This window comes from Amycolatopsis sp. TNS106 (genome assembly GCF_019330265.1).
GTDB lineage: Bacteria > Actinomycetota > Actinomycetes > Mycobacteriales > Pseudonocardiaceae > Amycolatopsis > Amycolatopsis lurida.
The window spans coordinates 2,015,602-2,030,628 of the sequence record NZ_CP024972.1 but is presented as its reverse complement, the minus strand read 5'-3'; the positions used below and the strand labels follow the sequence as shown (position 1 = coordinate 2,030,628).

The following is a 15,027-nucleotide window of genomic DNA, read 5'->3' as shown; positions in this document are numbered from 1 at the left end:
CCGGTGCAGGGGGTCCTTTGTGGACATCGCCCGTTCTGCGACTTTGCCGAGCCCGGGAGTCACTGGACCTCTATCGCGGTCGAGGTTGCAGGGTGACGCCATGGACGGATCGATTCTTGCGATACAGCATTTTCTCGACGAGCCTCGCCTGCCTGCCGGCGTCGCCACCACCACCGGCCGCGGGACTCCGGCGTTGGCGATGATGTGGTTCGTGGCCGAGGAAGGCCGGTTGTGGTTCCACACCCCGGTGTCCGACGGACGGCCGTCGCCGTTCTTGGCCGCCGCCCGCGAAAATCGCGAGGTCGCGGTCATGGTCGCGACCTTCGACCCGCCTGACGACGTCCGTCAGGTCCGGATGACCGGCCCCGCGAGACTGGAAGCCAAAGACGTGTCCCGGATCCGCCGCATCTACGAGCGCTACATCCCCGCCTGGTCGGCGGAATGGGCGGAGCACGCCGCGTCACCTGACGCGCGGCTGTGGTCGATGTCCCCTGACCGGGGTATGGCCGTGACCTACCCCGGTCTCGAGAACCGTCCCGTGTTCCGCTGGTCGAACGCGGCGGACGGGCCCTTCAGCCCCTGATGAAAGCGAGCGTCCGGTACTCGTCGACCACGGCGGCGAGTTCGGCGATGCGGGCCTGTCCGGCGTCGACGAGGCGTTGCCCGGCCCGTGACCACTGCCCGAGGTCGGACGACATCGGCGGGATCTCGGCCAGGATCTCCGCGCTCTCGGCGAGGCTGAGCCCGACCCGCTGGGCGGCGACCGCGAGCCGGATCCGGCAGACGGCGTCGATCGTGAACCGGCGCGCGTTGCCGGCGGTGCGTTCGGCGGTGATGATGCGGTAGCGCTCGTAGTACCGGACGGCGTTCGCCGAGACCCCGGCCTTGCTCGCGACCTGGCCGACGGTCAGCCAGGCATCGAGCGGGGATCGGGTCGACGTCGTCATGCCGCACTCCGCACCGTGGTGGGTTCCGCCGCCGGGGCCGGGCTGGTCCGCAGCCTGACCACCAGGGCGAGCACCATGACCGCGAGGACTCCGACGAGAGTCAGGCGATACGCGTCGACGATCTCCCCGGTGAGCGCCGAGCCCGCCGCCGGACCGCTCAGGGCGGCGAGGCCCTGCCCGGCGGTGGCGGCCGCGATCAGGCCGGTGAACACCCCGCTCACCATCGCCGTGCCGACGGCGCTCGCGATGGTGCTGGACAGGGGAAGGATCGCCGAACCGGACGCGAGGTCAGGGCCGTTCAAGTGCCGGCCCGCGCTCACGATGGTGGGCAGCATGATCGCCCCCGTGCCCGCCCCTTGGAGCACGCCCAAGATCGCCAGCACCGCGTAAGGCGTGTCCGGTGTGAGGACGAGGATGGTCAGTGCGGTCGAGATGATCGCGAAGCTCAACCCGGTCCCGACGACGATCCGCGGGCCGAAGCGTTCCAGTACGCGGGCGGCGAACTGGATGGTGAGGCCCATCCCGATCGTGCTCGGCACCATCATCAGCGCGCTGATCATGGCCGAATCGCCGCGCATCACCTGGATGTAGGCGGGCATCAGCAGCATCGAGCCGAAGTACGGCCCGGCGTACAGGACGAGGATCGCGGCGTTGCGCCCGAACGTGCGATCGCGCAGGAGCCGGACGTTCAGCAGCGGCGCGTGATGGTGCCACGACCTTCGGAGGAACACGGCCATGAGTGCCAGTCCGGCGGCGACGATGATCGCCCGGACGTCCATGCCGAGGGTCTCTTCGCTGAATCCGTACGCCACCGCGACCACACCGGGGACGAGCAGCAGTCCACCGGCGAAATCGATCGGGGCGCGTTCCGCCGACGGGATGTCGGCGGGCACCCAGCGCAGCACACCGGCGACACCGAGCAAGGCAGGCGGAACGGTGATGAAGAACAGTGCCCGCCATGAGAGGTTCTCCAGCAGGAGCCCGCCGAGCATCGGGCCGAGGATCGGCCCGATCAGCAAGGGCAGACCGGTGATCGTGGTCATCCGGCTCCGGCGTTCCGGCGCCACCGCGCCGAAACCGATGGTCATCCCCAGTGGGTTGATGAGGCCGCCGGCGAGGCCCTGCACCGCTCGTGCGGCGATCAGCCAGCCCAGATCGACGGCAGCACCGGCGGCCGCGGACGTCACCGCGAACACGAGCAGCGCGGCCAGGTACACCCGGCGCGCTCCCCAGCGTTGCGCGAAAGTCGCCGCGAGGGGCATCGCCGCGACCATGCCGAGCGCGTAGGCGGTCGCGATCCACTGGATCGTGGTGAGCGACGCGGAGAACGTCGTCATGAACCGCGGCAGCGCGACGGCGACGATCGTGGTGTCGAGAACGGCCATCAACCCGCCGAGCGCGATCACCGAGGCGATGCGCAGTTCTTGTCCGGTCAGGCGGTTCATGCCGCACTCGCCTGAGTCGCGACGCGGCCGGCACGCAGGGTGCGGGCCCACCAGCCCAGTTCGGTCATCGTCGCGGCCAGCGCACCGCGCTCGGCGTCGGTGCCCTCGTACCCGTTCGGGCCGAGACGGGTCCACGGAGCGTTCAGGAGCACCGCGTCGCGGGTCGTGGTGGCCCGCAGCTCGGGGAAGATCAGCCGTAACTGCTCGATCGCGCGGATACCGCCCGAACCGGCGCCGTAGCCGACGAACGCGACAGGCTTGTACGCCCACTCGGTGAAGTGCCAGTCGATGGCGTTCTTCAGTGCCGCCGGGAAGCTGTGGTTGTACTCCGGGGTGACGACGAGGTAGGCGTCGGCCGCGCGCAGCCTGTCGCTGATCACCGTCTCGGTGCCGCCGGGCTGTGTTCCCTGCAAGGGCAGATCGATGTCGGCGAGGTCGATGGGATCCACCTCCAGCCCGTCGAGCGCGGCGAGTTCGGTCAGCAGCCAGCCCGTGATGGCGTCGGCGAAGCGTTCGTGCCGGACACTGCCGATGATCACGGCGAGGCGAACGGGGGACTGGGTGGTGTTCTCTGCGGTCATGGGGAAGACGCTAAAAGCTCGTCCATAGGTGAACTCAAGCTCTTGCGGCCCTGGTCACGAAACCTGGACCTCTATTTAAGTAGATGTTGTAAGGGTGGTTGTCGTTGCGAGCCTTCGGACGCAGGACTTCTGTCCAGCGGCCTCCGGAGCGCGGATGTTCCTCTTCGTCGGAGTTGACATGTAGGAAAAATCCTACGTATGGTGGCGGCATGAACATCGACCGCATCCAGTTCCTCACCGTGCCGGTCGCCGATCAGGCGAAGGCGCGGGACTTCTACGTCGGCAAGCTCGGCTTCGACCTGCTCGTCGACGTCAGCGGCCCGCACGGCCCGTTCGTCATGGTCGGCCCCAAGGGGGCGGAGACCGGCATCGTCCTGGTCGACCGCGCCGTCGGCGGGCTCGACCTCGAGACGCGTGTGCATTTCCAGCTGAGCACCGCCGACGTCGATGCCGACATCGCGGAGCTTCGCGCACAGGGCATCGAGGTCGACGACGCGGAGGAAATGCCGTGGGGCCGCGTGACCTCGTTGAAGGATCCCGACGGCAACGCGATGGGATTGCTCGAACCGTCCGGTTACGGCGACTGGCCGCGCTAGTGCCGGTCAACGACGACGTCTTCGCCGCGCTCGCCAACCCGGCCCGCCGCGAGGTGCTGGGCATCCTTCTCGACGGCCCCCGGGCGGCGGGGGAGATCGCCGAACGCTTCGACATGCGGCGGCCCAGCCTGTCGGAACACCTTCGGGTGCTGCGCGAGGCCGGACTCGTCCGGGAGGAGCGGCAGGGCCGGAATCGCGTCTACTTTCTTGAGGCCGCGCCGCTGCAGGAGGTCTCGGACTGGCTTTCGCCCTACGAGCGCTACTGGCGCGGCAAGCTGGGCAACCTGCGTGACCTGCTGGACGAGGAGGAGTTCTGAACGACGAGGACCCGACGGCCATTCACGTCGACCAGTTCCTGGCGCATCCGCCGCGCAAGGTGTGGCGCGCGCTGACCGAACCACAGCTGCTGGAACGCTGGCTCCGGATGTCGAACGACATCAAACCCGTTGTGGGACACCGGTTCGAGCTGCTCGCGGACCCCGTTCCCGCCGCCGGGTTCGAGGGCGGGCCGGTCGCCTGCGAGGTGCTGGCCGTCGAGCCGGAACGGTTGCTGAGCATCAGCTGGGGTCCGGAATGGACAGTCACCTGGCGGCTCGTGCCGGAGGGCCGGGGGACCAGGCTGTTCCTCAGCCACGAGGGCTTCGATCCCGACGACGAGTTCCAGCGGATGTCGCGGCGGATCATGGGCGGCGGCTGGCGCACCGGGGTCCCGAAGGCACTGGCGCGCGTGCTGGACGAGATGCCGGACCGGAAAACATAGGTGAGCCGCGGGACAAGCTCTCGACAGCGGGTCTAGGATCCCCGCTGTGACGGACGAGAAACCGCTCCGAGCCGATGCCCGCCGTAATCGCACACGGGTGTTGGAGGCCGCGGAGCGCGTCTTCACGGCCAAAGGCACCAGCGCGCCGACCGAAGAAGTCGCCCGCGAAGCAGGCGTCGGAGTCGGCACCGTGTTCCGGCACTTTCCCACGAAAGAGGCGCTTCTGGAGGCCGTGCTCTTCGCGCGCCTTCACCGCTTCGTCGACGAAGCAGAGGCCACGGTGGCCGCCGATTCACCCGACCCGGGCGCCGCGTTCTTCGGGTTCCTCACCGGCTGGATCGAGATGTCGGGCGCCAAGAACGCCTACTTCGAAGCCCTGTCGGCGGCCGGCGTCAGCGTTCCCTCGGCCGGGTCGGTCATCGGTGTCCGCCTGAAGGACGCGCTCGGCGTTCTGCTCAGCCGGGCGCAGGACACCGGCGACGTCCGCAAGGATCTCGGCGTCGACGAACTGATCCCGGTGATCATCGGAACGGCGAAGGCGGCGGAGCATGCCGGACCCGAATTCCGGGCCCGGACGATCTGCATCCTCTTCGACGGGCTTCGTCCGCGTCAGGCGTAAGGATCCATCGTCGGCCGCTTCGGCGCGAGCTCGTCGCCCGACGATTCACCACGCAACCTGCGCTTGATCCACGGCACGGCGTGCTCCTTGCCCCACTGGAGGTTCTCGGTGCGCCGCGCCCGCGGGCTCAGCAGCGGTCGCGGTCCGAGTTCGGCGGGCGTCAGCTTGTGCGGTTCGCCGAGCGCGTCGAGCACGGCAATGGCGATCTCATTGTGTCCCAACGAGTTCAGGTGCAGCCGGTCCGGCGCCCACAGCCGCCTGTCCCGCAGTTGCCGCATCGCCCACATGTCCACCAGCAGCGTCTCGTGCCGCGCGGCGATACCGCGGACATGCTCGTTGTAGATCGCCACGCGGCCGCGGATCCTGCGGAACAGCGCGTCTTCGACCCCGTCGACACCGGTGAAGAGGACGACCCGGGCGCCCGTGGCCACGACCTTCCCGACAGCGGCGTCGTAGTCGTCGAGGAGAGCGTCGATATCGACCTTCGGCCGCATCAGATCGTTGCCGCCGGCGTACAGCGTCACGACGTCCGGATTCAGGGCGAGCGCCGGGTCGAGCTGCTCGGCGAGGACCTGCCCCAGGAGTTTGCCGCGGATCGCGAGATTGGCGTAGCGGAAGTCCTGGTGGTTGGCCGCGAGTGTGGCCGCGACGCGGTCGGCCCAGCCGCGGACGCCGTTGGGCGACGAAGGGTCGTCGTCGCCGACACCCTCGGTGAAGGAATCGCCAAGGGTGACTAAGCGCTTGCTTATCGCGGAAGGCATGAGGCTGCTCCCTCGAATGGTGATGGCATACCGGCGATGTTACTGAACCGGCCGGATCGGGTGGGCGCCGGGCGTGCCGTGCACGTCAAGGGCGGCGTCGCCGATCACCGGCAAGCCCCAGGCCTCCGCCACGCGCGCCGGGGTCAGCACCGACGCCGGCACGCCTTCGCCGACCAGTCGGCCGTCCTGGAGCAGCAGGCAGTGATCGGCCCGGCCTGCCACCTCGAGGTCGTGTGTGACGCGCAAGACCGTCGTGCCTTCCGCGAGTGTTGCCCGCAGGGCTTTCTCGATCAGTCCACGGGCGTGTAGATCGAGGCCGGCCGACGGCTCGTCGAGCAGTAGTAGCCCGGCTCGTTGAGCCAACCCCTGCGCCACCAGTGCCCGCTGGCGTTGCCCGCCGGACAGCGTGCCGATCAACCGGTCCGCGATCGACGTGATCTCCAGTAGTTCCAGGCATTCTTCGACGATCTTCCGGTCCATCTTGGACAGTCGGCGCCAGTGTCCGCGGTGTGCCCAGCGTCCCATCGTGACGGTGGCCCGGACGGTGATCGGCAGCGACCGCGACACCTCGCTCTGCTGGGTCACGTAGGCGACACGCCCCTGGTCTCCCCGGGTCACCGAACCGGTGGTCGGCGGGAGCACGCCCGCGACGAGGTTCAGCAATGACGACTTCCCCGCGCCGTTCGCGCCGGCGATCGCGGTGAGCCGTGCGGACGGTACCTGGGCGGTGATCCCGCGCAGCACCTCGCGGGAGCCGTAGTGGGCGTGCGCGCGGTCGATCGTGAGCGCCGCTGTGTCCGGGGTCATCACACCTCTTTCAGATAATGACAATCATTACCACTATAGTGTGACGCGTGGACTGGTTGCTGATCCCCTTCGAGGTGTCGTTCGTGCAGCGTGCGCTGGTGGCGGGGGTGCTCGTCTCGGCGGTGTGCGCGGTCGTGGGCACCTGGGTGGTATTGCGCGGCATGGCCTTCATCGGCGACGCGATGTCGCACGGCATGTTGCCCGGCGTGGCGATCGCCTCGCTGACCGGCGTGAACCTGCTGATCGGCGCGGCGATCAGTGCCGGGGTGATGGCGCTCGGCGTGACGGCGCTCGGCCGTTCGCGGCGGCTGTCCGAGGACACCACGATCGGGCTGCTCTTCGTCGGCATGCTCGCGAGCGGCGTGATCATCGTGTCCCATTCGCGGTCGTTCGCGGTCGATCTCACCGGGTTCCTGTTCGGCGACGTGCTCGCCGTCGGATCGGGTGACCTGGTGGGCCTCGCGGTCACCCTGCTCGTCGTGGGGGCGGTGGCACTGGCGGGACATCGTTCGTTCACCGCGCTCACCTTCGACGTCCGCAAAGCGCACACGCTGGGGCTTCGTCCACGCCTGGCGAATGCGGTGCTGCTCGGGCTGGTCACGCTGACGATCGTCGCGTCGTTCCGCGTCGTGGGGACGTTGCTGGTGTTCGGCCTGCTCATCGCCCCCGCCGCGGCGGCGCTCTTCTGGTCGAGGCGGATCACCACGATCATGCTCATCGCGGCGTTGCTCGGCGTCGCCGCCACGCTCGGCGGCCTGCTCGTGTCCTGGCATTGGGGCACCGCGGCGGGCGCGACCATCGCCGCCGGCGCGGTCCTCCTGTTCTTCCTTTCCGCGTTCCTGTCCTTCGTACGACAGCGATTCCGTTCCCTGACTCCGGAGATCGAGAGCTCACGATGAAACTGAAAGCAGTGACGGCGGTCGTCGCGGCGCTGACCCTGGCGGCGTGCGGCTCGGAGCAGCCGGGGGAGGTGACCGCGGAAGTCCCACACGGCTACGTCGAAGGCGCCGAGGAGGCGGCCGAGGCCCAGTCGCGGCTGATCGTCGCCGACACGGACACCGGCGCCGTACGCGTCGTCGACCTGATCACCGAGGAGGTGCACGAGGCCGGGCGAGTCGACGGAGTGCAAGCCGTGACGGGTGACGGTCGCTTCGGCTACCTGACCGCCGGCGACGGCACGATCCGGGTGATCGACAGCGGTTCGTGGATGGTCGACCACGGTGACCACGTCCACTACTACCGGGCGAAGGTCCGGGATGTCGGCGTGGCACCCGGAAAACAGCCCTTGGCGGTCTACAGCGATCCCGCGGTCACCGCACTGTCCTATTCGGACGGTACGACGACGTTGCTGGATCGAACCGCGCTCGACAAGGGCACCGTGACCGAACTGGGGAAGATCACCCGTGAGCCGCACGCGAGTGTCGCGATCCCTTACCGTGAGCACATCATCGCCACGGTGGCGGACGCCGGAAAGACGCTCGCCCGCGGCGTGCGCGTCCACGACCGTCAGGGCAAAGTCGTCGCGGAGATCGACCAGCCGTGCCCGGACTTGCGGGGCCAGGCCGTCACCAGGCGCGGAGCCGTCTTCGGCTGCGCGGACGGCGCCCTGCTGGTGACCGAAAAGGACGGCGCGTTCTCCGGGGTCAAGATCCCGTACCCGCGCGATGTCAGCGCGCAGGAACGCGCCACCGCCTTCTCGCACCGGCCCGGTGGTTCGACGCTCGCGGCGCGGGCTGGGGAGTCCGCGGTGTGGTCGCTGGACGTCGGGCGTCGCAGCTGGCAGCACGTCGAGACCGGCCCGGTCGCCGCGGTGAACGCCGTCGGCGAGGGTGGCCCGCTTTTGGTCCTCACGCGGGACGGAAAGCTGCGCTCCTTCGATGGCACCGGAAAGGAACAGACGGCCGTCCCGCTGCTGACACCGGAAGCGACCGCCGCCGGCGTTCCGTCGATCCAGGTCGATTCGACCCGCGCCTATCTCAACAACCCGCTCTCCGCCGAGGTGTACGAGATCGACTACAACGACAACCTTCGCCGCGCCAGGACGCTGAAGGTCGGCGGCAAGGCTGGCCACATCGTGGAGACCGGCCGATGAGGCGCCGCGTACTCGCCCTGGTCGTGGTGGCGGTGCTGGCGGCGGCCGGCTGCTCCGGGACCGGTGGCGGCGGCAAGTCGGTCGTCGTCACGACGAACATCCTCGGCGACATCACCCGCGCCGTCGTCGGCGACCAGGCCGAGGTGACGGTGTTGATGAAGCCCAACGCCGACCCGCACTCCTTCGGGATCTCCGCACAGCAGGCTGCTCAGGTCGAGCGGGCCGGCCTGATCGTCTACAACGGACTCGGGCTCGAAGAGGGAATCCTGCGCACCGTCCGCACGGCCGAGCAAAGCGGCGTACCGGCACTGCCCGCCGGGGAGCGGGTGAACCCGATCAGTTACGCCGACAACAAGCCCGATCCCCACTTCTGGACGGATCCGGCACGGGTGCGCGACGCGGTGAAGACGATCGCCGACGAGGTCGTCGCCCATGTCGACGGGGTCGACGAAGCGGTGATCCGCGCCAACGCCGAACGCTATCGCGGGGAGATCGAGGCGCTCGACAAGGCGATGACCGAGAAGTTCGGCGGGATTCCGCCCGAGCGCCGGAAGCTGGTCACGAATCACCACGTGTTCGGCTACCTGGCCCAGCGGTTCGGCTTCCAGGTCGTCGGCGCGGTGATCCCCGGTGGGACCACGCTCGCTTCACCAAGCTCCTCGGATCTGAAGGCACTCGCCGACACCGTTCGCGCGGCCGGAGTTCCGGTGATCTTCGCGGATTCCTCGCAACCGGACCGGCTCGCGCGGGTCTTGGCCGAGCAGGCCGGACTGCACGTCCAGGTGGCCCCGTTGTTCTCGGAATCGCTCAGTGAACCAGGCCAGGGCGCGGCCACCTATCTGGAAATGATGCGCGCCAACACCGAATCGATCACCACCGGTTTGACCCGTTCCTGACCGGAACAGACGAAAGGCACAGGAAAATGGCACGGAAAGCCCGATATCTCGCGCTGATGGCGACGACGGCGAGCACGCTCGCACTCGCCGCCTGCGGGACCGAACAGCCGGCGGCGGAGCCCGGCAAGGACGCGGCTCCGGCATCGGTCGTCGCCGATCCGGTCGCCGTCACCTATGACGGCGGAATCGTCCTGCTCGACGGCAAGACCTTGAAGGAGGCGAAGAACCTTCCGCTGGAAGGCTTCAACCGGCTCAACCCCGCCGGGAACGACCGGCACCTCCTGGTCTCGACCTCCACCGGCTTCCGGGTCCTCGACGCCGTCGGTGCCGTGCTCACGGACAACGAGGTGAAGGCGGCCAAGCCGGGACACGTCGTCCGGCACGCCGGCAAGACGGTGCTGTTCGCCGACGGAACCGGTGAAGTGACCGTCTTCGACCCGAAGACGATCGGTACCGCGGCTTTCCCCGCGCCGAAGCACAAGACGCCCGAGGCGCATCACGGCGTGGCCGTCGAACTCGCGAACGGCGAACTGCTCACCACCGTCGGCAACGAGGACAAGCGGTCCGGGATCGTGGTGCTGGACAAGGACAAGAAGGAGATCGCGCGCAACGAGCAGTGCCCCGGCGTGCACGGTGAAGCCGCCGCGCGCGGCGAAGCGGTCGTGGTCGGCTGCCAGACCGGCGTGCTGATCTACCGCAACGGCGTCATCACCAAGGTGACCAGCCCGGACCCCTACGGACGCATCGGCAACCAGGCGGGCTCGGACGTCTCCCCGATCACCTTGGGCGACTACAAGGTCGACGAAGCGGCCGAACTCGAACGCCCGACCCGGATCTCCCTGATCGACACCGAGAAGGCCACCCTCAAGCACGTCGACATCGGGACCAGCTACACCTTCCGGTCGCTGGCCCGGGGGCCTCAGGGTGAGGCACTGGTCCTGGGTACGGACGGGCAGATCCACGTGATCGACCCGGTGAGCGGTGCGGTGACGCGGAAGATCGCCGTGCTCGGCACCTGGCAGGAACCGATCGAGTGGCAGCAGCCGCGCCCGGCGATCTTCGTGCGGGGCGGAACCGCCTACGTCACCGATCCCGGCAAGAAGGAAATCCACTCGGTGGACCTCGCGTCGGGTACGAAGACCGCGACCGGAACGATTCCGGGCACGCCGAACGAGGTCAGCGGCGTGCTCGGGCACTGATTCACTTGTGGGTGGTAGCCACCTGTTCATACCCATATGAGGCTCGTACGTGGCTAGGAGCGCCTACTGGCTCCTGAATGAGCTTGGCCACGGACCGGTCCGTGAAGGCCTCCTTGAGGGACCCAGAGTCCCTCAAGGAGGCCTTCACGGACTTCGGCCTTTTCACTCAAGTGCACTCGGAAGTCCTTGCCACCTCGCCCGTTCAGCGCCGGATCAGGCCGAGGTCGGTCGCGGTGGCGACGGCGGCGGTGCGCGAATCGACGCCGAGTTTGGTGTAGCTGCGGGCCAGATGGGATTTCACCGTGCCCTCGGTCAGGTGGAGCCGGTCGGCGATGGCCCGGTTGGACAGGCCGTCGGCGACCAGGCCCAGGACTTCGATCTCGCGCAGCGTCAGTGCGGTGGCGGGCATCCGCATCCGGTTCATCAGCCGGTCGGCGACGGTCGGCGCGAGCGTGGTGCGTCCGGCCGCGGCGGTGCGCACGGCGGCGGCCAGATCCTCGGGAGGGGCGTCCTTGAGGAGATAGCCGGTGGCGCCCGCTTCGATGGCGGGCAGGGTGTCGGCGTCGGTGTCGTAGGTGGTGACGATCAGTACGCGTGGAGCGTCCGGCCGCGCCGTGATCGCCGCGGTGGCCTCGGCGCCGGTCATGCCGGAGCCGAAACGCAAATCCATCAGCACGACGTCGATGTCGCCTTCGGCCGCCCGGGCCACCGCTTCTTCCGCGGTCGCGGCTTCGGCCGAGACGACGAGACCGGGCTCGGTTTCCAGCACGGCACGCAGTCCCGCCCGGACGATGGGGTGGTCGTCGGCCAGCAGGAGCCGGATCGGGGGTTCGGTCACGGGCATTCCTTGGGCAGTCGCGCGGACACGGTGGTGCCGTGGCCGGGGGAGGACTCGACGGTGAAGATCCCGTCCAGCGCTTCGGCCCGGGTGCGCATCGCGGTGAGCCCGAAGCCGCTGTGGTCCGGGTCGAAGCCGACGCCGTCGTCGACGACGACGAGGGTGACCTGGTCGCCGTCGTAACTCAACGTGACTTCGGCGGTGGACGCGTCGGCATGCCGGACGGTGTTCGCCAGGGCCGCTTGACCGATGCGCAGCAACACCACCTCGTGCGCGGTCGGCAGCGGAACGGGGTCACCGGTGAGATGGAAGCGCGCGGTGATCCGGTGCCGGGCGGTGGTCGTGGCGCACAGCCGTGCCAGCGCGTCGGCCAGCGTGGTGTCGTCGAGCGCGGGAGGCGACAGGGCGACGACGAACCGGCGGGCTTCGGCGAGGTTGTCCGCGGCGGCTTGACGAGCCTGTTCGACGTAGCGGGCGGCGTTCCCCGCGGTATCGGGCAGAGTCCTTTCCGCGGCACGCAACAGGAGTTGAATACTCGACAAGCCCTGGGCGAGGGTGTCGTGGATCTCGTGGGCCAGGCGTTCCCGCTCGGCGAGCACTCCCGCCTCGTGCTGGGCCGCGGCGAGGTCGGCGCGAGTGGCGGTGAGCTCCTCGATCAGGTTCCGGCGTCGTTCGCTTTCGCGGTACAGCGCCTGATAGCCCCAGACGACGGCGACCGCGACGGCGGCGCCGAGTGCCGGGCCGATCGCCGCCGCGGGGGCGAACGAACCCTGGTGGGCGGCGAACGCGGTGATCGCCGCCAGCGCGGTCGCGATCACCGCGACCAGGCCCTGACGGCGGGGCAGCAGATGCAACTGCAGGAAGTACAGCGGGAAGGCGACCCACACACCGTCGGCGGTCAGCACCAGCAGGACCAGCCACACGAGGCCCACCGCGATCAGCCACCACAGGGCGGCCCGCCGGGACGTCCGGACGCGAGGCAGAAGCGGGCCGGCCGCGTACACCGCGGCGCACGTCACCGCCGCCGCGACGATCGTTCCCGCGTCTGGTGAGCCGTCCGCCACCGCCCGGGCGGCCGCCAGCGTGAGCAGGGCGATGAGCAGCAGGTGCAGACACCAGGTCAACACCCGGCTGGTCGGGGTCAAAGCGGACGCGGCGGTCACAGTGCGTCCAGATTACGGAGCGGGATCGGCGGGCGCCTCTATCCAAAGGTAGAGGCGGCGTGCCGTCTTCCGGCAGGGGAAGTGCCATCTCCGGCCGGATGCCGTCGCGGTCACCGGCGGCGATCGTGGAGAGGTACCCAGCCCACCCCGAGAGGACAGCCCCAACCGTGTTCGTCGCCTGGAGAGATCTGAGATTCGCCAAAGGACGGTTCGCTCTGATGGGTGCCGTCGTCGTCCTGATCACCCTGTTGGTAGGCCTGTTGTCCGGGCTCACCGCGGGCCTGGGTGAGCAGAACACCTCCGCGATCACCGGCCTGCCCGCGGACAAGATCGTCTTCGCCGCCCCCGCTGCCGGGCAGAGCCTCTCCTACGCGAATTCCGCGATCACCGACACACAGCGCCGCCAGTGGGCCGAGACCCCGGGTGTCACCGCGGCCGAACCGCTGGGCATCGCCACCACCAAGGCCGTCGCGGGCGACCGCAGCGCCGGGATCTCCGTTTTCGGTGTCCGGACCGGGTCGGCGCTCGCCCCGGACAGCGAGAAGATCAGCGGCGACTCGGTGGTGCTGTCGACGTCCGCCGCCGAGGATCTGGGCGTGCGGAGCGGGGACACCGTCGCCGTGGCCGGGCGTCCGCTGACGGTCGCCGCGGTGGCGGGGGACGCCTGGTTCAGCCACACGCCCGTGATCTGGGCAGGCCTCGACGTCTGGGCGAAGACGGCGCCACCGGCCGACGGCGAGCCGAGCGCGACGGTGCTCGCGCTGACCACGACGGCCGGCGCCGATCTCGCCGCCACCGACCTCACCGCAGGCACCACGACGGTGTCGAAGGGCGACTCGCTGTCCGCGATCGGCTCCTACACCTCGGAAAACGGTTCGCTGCAGCTGATGCGTGGCTTCCTGTTCGCGATCTCCGCCCTTGTGATCGGCGCCTTCTTCACCGTGTGGACCATCCAGCGCAGCGGTGACATCGCCGTTCTCAAGGCGTTGGGGGCGAGTACCGCCTTCCTGCTGAAGGACGCGCTAGGCCAGGCCGTCGTCCTTCTCGTCGGCGGCACCGCCATCGGAACCGGGTTGGCCGTCGGGCTCGGCACGGTGGTCGCCGGCTCCGCCGTGCCCTTCCTGCTCACTCCGGCCACCGTGCTCGTGCCGTCCGCCGTGATGATCCTGCTCGGCGCGCTGGGCGCCGCACTCTCCGTGCGCCGCATCACTTCCGTCGACCCGCTGACCGCACTGGGGAGTGCCCGATGAGCCTGAACCTGACCGGCGTCACCCTGACCTATCCCGACGGCGACACCCGCCTCACCGCGCTCGACGACGTCACGGTGGAGGTCCCGGCGGGCACGCTCACCGCGGTCGCCGGCCCCTCCGGCTCCGGCAAGTCCAGCCTGCTCGCCGTCGCGGCGACCCTCATCACCCCGGACCGGGGGACCGTCACCGTCGACGGCACCACGACCACCGGCCTGAACCGCGGGGAGCTCGCCGAACTGCGCCGCCGCAAGATCGGGATCGTCTTCCAGCAGCCGAATCTGCTGCCCGCCCTCACCGCCGCCGAGCAGCTTCAGGTCATGGCCCGGATCGACGGCCGCTCCGCGGCCGGGGCACGGGGTGTGGCCATGGACCTGCTGGACGCCGTCGGGCTCGCCGCGCAGGCGGGACGCCGTCCGCACCAGCTCTCCGGCGGCCAACGGCAGCGCGTGAACATCGCGCGCGCGTTGATGAACGAACCCACCGTGCTGCTGATCGACGAACCGACGAGCGCCCTCGATCACGAGCGCGGCGCGGCGGTCGTCGACCTGATCGCCGGCCTGACCCGCGAGCGGGCCACCGCCACCGTCCTGGTCACGCACGACCGCGTCCATCTCGCCGCGGTGGACCGGATCGTCGAGGTGCACGACGGACGGCTGGGCAGTCCCTCTCCGGTCGGCTGACGATCCTCCACAAAGGACGGACATTCATGTCCGCTTTCCGATCAACGGGAAGAATGCCCGGATTTCGGTCCTGGGCACGCCACGGCCATTTTGACAGATTTCTCCCGGAGCTGGGCGGGTAAAAGGATCTCGTAATGCCCGGCGAGTGGGGAAATTCGTTCCGTTTTGTCATGACGAGGTTTTCCCGAATTTCGAAGACTCTGCGAATTTGTCATTCTTCTGCCCTAATTCCATCGAACTCGTCTGTTTGCCGTCATAACGCCGCGCACTGTCGCCGGGTTATGGCCTGCGAGAAACGGGCGGTCGAGGTTTCGTACTTATGGAGGTACCCGTGGAATGCGTCCCGCACTACTTTCCAAACCTGTCATCCCTGCCAAGTCGTCTCGTCGGGCA

General features: G+C 69.0%; 18 protein-coding genes. 11 read left to right on the top strand and 7 right to left on the bottom strand.

The window, feature by feature from the left end; genetic code table 11:
- The first annotated feature begins 100 nt into the window (after positions 1-100).
- Complete coding sequence (locus CVV72_RS09040) at positions 101-583, top strand: pyridoxamine 5'-phosphate oxidase family protein (RefSeq protein WP_219151992.1); 483 nt, start codon at positions 101-103, stop codon at positions 581-583.
- Here CVV72_RS09040 and CVV72_RS09035 read toward each other — a convergent pair.
- The 3 genes from CVV72_RS09035 to CVV72_RS09025 are packed head-to-tail and all read right to left on the bottom strand — an operon-like array spanning position 573 to position 2,973.
- Positions 573-947: a MerR family transcriptional regulator gene (locus tag CVV72_RS09035; RefSeq protein ID WP_219151991.1), complete on the bottom strand. Its 375-nt coding sequence runs from the start codon at positions 945-947 to the stop codon at positions 573-575. The genes CVV72_RS09040 and CVV72_RS09035 overlap by 11 nt on opposite strands.
- Complete coding sequence (locus CVV72_RS09030) at positions 944-2,392, bottom strand: DHA2 family efflux MFS transporter permease subunit (RefSeq protein WP_219151989.1); 1,449 nt, start codon at positions 2,390-2,392, stop codon at positions 944-946. The genes CVV72_RS09035 and CVV72_RS09030 overlap by 4 nt, the downstream gene beginning before the upstream one ends.
- Entirely contained in the window at positions 2,389-2,973 is a 585-nt protein-coding gene (locus CVV72_RS09025) for an NADPH-dependent FMN reductase (protein ID WP_219151987.1), read from the bottom strand. Before CVV72_RS09025 ends, CVV72_RS09030 begins: the two co-directional genes overlap by 4 nt.
- Before the next feature lie 209 nt (positions 2,974-3,182).
- On the opposite strand from CVV72_RS09025, the gene CVV72_RS09020 reads away from it, so the two are divergent.
- From CVV72_RS09020 to CVV72_RS09005, 4 genes are read left to right on the top strand one after another with little or no spacing between them, the layout of a single operon-like run.
- Entirely contained in the window at positions 3,183-3,569 is a 387-nt protein-coding gene (locus CVV72_RS09020) for a VOC family protein (protein ID WP_219151984.1), read from the top strand.
- Positions 3,569-3,886, top strand: a complete 318-nt coding sequence (locus CVV72_RS09015; RefSeq protein WP_125678008.1) for a metalloregulator ArsR/SmtB family transcription factor — start codon at positions 3,569-3,571, stop codon at positions 3,884-3,886. The genes CVV72_RS09020 and CVV72_RS09015 overlap by 1 nt, the downstream gene beginning before the upstream one ends.
- Before the next feature lie 59 nt (positions 3,887-3,945).
- Positions 3,946-4,329: an SRPBCC domain-containing protein gene (locus CVV72_RS09010; protein ID WP_255632607.1), complete on the top strand. Its 384-nt coding sequence runs from the start codon at positions 3,946-3,948 to the stop codon at positions 4,327-4,329.
- Positions 4,330-4,375: 46 nt separating this feature from the next.
- Positions 4,376-4,948: a TetR/AcrR family transcriptional regulator gene (locus CVV72_RS09005; RefSeq protein WP_125678004.1), complete on the top strand. Its 573-nt coding sequence runs from the start codon at positions 4,376-4,378 to the stop codon at positions 4,946-4,948.
- Here CVV72_RS09005 and CVV72_RS09000 read toward each other — a convergent pair.
- Positions 4,939-5,709, bottom strand: a complete 771-nt coding sequence (locus CVV72_RS09000; protein ID WP_219151982.1) for an SGNH/GDSL hydrolase family protein — start codon at positions 5,707-5,709, stop codon at positions 4,939-4,941. The genes CVV72_RS09005 and CVV72_RS09000 overlap by 10 nt on opposite strands.
- 39 nt (positions 5,710-5,748) lie before the next feature.
- On the bottom strand, positions 5,749-6,516 hold the full coding sequence (gene aztA / locus CVV72_RS08995; RefSeq protein WP_219151980.1) for a zinc ABC transporter ATP-binding protein AztA: 768 nt from the start codon (positions 6,514-6,516) through the stop codon (positions 5,749-5,751).
- A gap of 47 nt (positions 6,517-6,563) precedes the next feature.
- Between aztA and aztB the strand changes: the two genes are divergently transcribed.
- From aztB to aztD, 4 genes are read left to right on the top strand one after another with little or no spacing between them, the layout of a single operon-like run.
- Positions 6,564-7,415 carry a zinc ABC transporter permease AztB gene (gene aztB / locus CVV72_RS08990; RefSeq protein ID WP_219151978.1) on the top strand — a complete coding sequence of 284 codons (852 nt, stop codon included), beginning with the start codon at positions 6,564-6,566 and terminating at the stop codon, positions 7,413-7,415.
- Positions 7,412-8,608, top strand: a complete 1,197-nt coding sequence (locus CVV72_RS08985) for a hypothetical protein (RefSeq protein ID WP_219151976.1) — start codon at positions 7,412-7,414, stop codon at positions 8,606-8,608. The genes aztB and CVV72_RS08985 overlap by 4 nt, the downstream gene beginning before the upstream one ends.
- On the top strand, positions 8,605-9,504 hold the full coding sequence (aztC, locus tag CVV72_RS08980) for a zinc ABC transporter substrate-binding protein AztC (RefSeq protein ID WP_219151974.1): 900 nt from the start codon (positions 8,605-8,607) through the stop codon (positions 9,502-9,504). Before CVV72_RS08985 ends, aztC begins: the two co-directional genes overlap by 4 nt.
- A gap of 26 nt (positions 9,505-9,530) precedes the next feature.
- Entirely contained in the window at positions 9,531-10,703 is a 1,173-nt protein-coding gene (gene aztD, locus CVV72_RS08975) for a zinc metallochaperone AztD (RefSeq protein ID WP_219151973.1), read from the top strand.
- Between the two features lie 202 nt (positions 10,704-10,905).
- Here the strand turns inward: aztD and CVV72_RS08970 are convergent, their stop codons facing one another.
- Positions 10,906-11,541, bottom strand: coding sequence for a response regulator transcription factor (locus CVV72_RS08970; RefSeq protein ID WP_304511405.1), 636 nt, complete (start codon positions 11,539-11,541; stop codon positions 10,906-10,908).
- On the bottom strand, positions 11,538-12,704 hold the full coding sequence (locus CVV72_RS08965; RefSeq protein ID WP_219151969.1) for a sensor histidine kinase: 1,167 nt from the start codon (positions 12,702-12,704) through the stop codon (positions 11,538-11,540). The genes CVV72_RS08970 and CVV72_RS08965 overlap by 4 nt, the downstream gene beginning before the upstream one ends.
- 167 nt (positions 12,705-12,871) lie before the next feature.
- Between CVV72_RS08965 and CVV72_RS08960 the strand changes: the two genes are divergently transcribed.
- Positions 12,872-13,954 carry an ABC transporter permease gene (locus CVV72_RS08960; RefSeq protein WP_219151967.1) on the top strand — a complete coding sequence of 361 codons (1,083 nt, stop codon included), beginning with the start codon at positions 12,872-12,874 and terminating at the stop codon, positions 13,952-13,954.
- Positions 13,951-14,634, top strand: coding sequence for an ABC transporter ATP-binding protein (locus CVV72_RS08955; protein WP_219151965.1), 684 nt, complete (start codon positions 13,951-13,953; stop codon positions 14,632-14,634). The genes CVV72_RS08960 and CVV72_RS08955 overlap by 4 nt, the downstream gene beginning before the upstream one ends.
- The last annotated feature ends 393 nt before the right edge of the window (positions 14,635-15,027 follow it).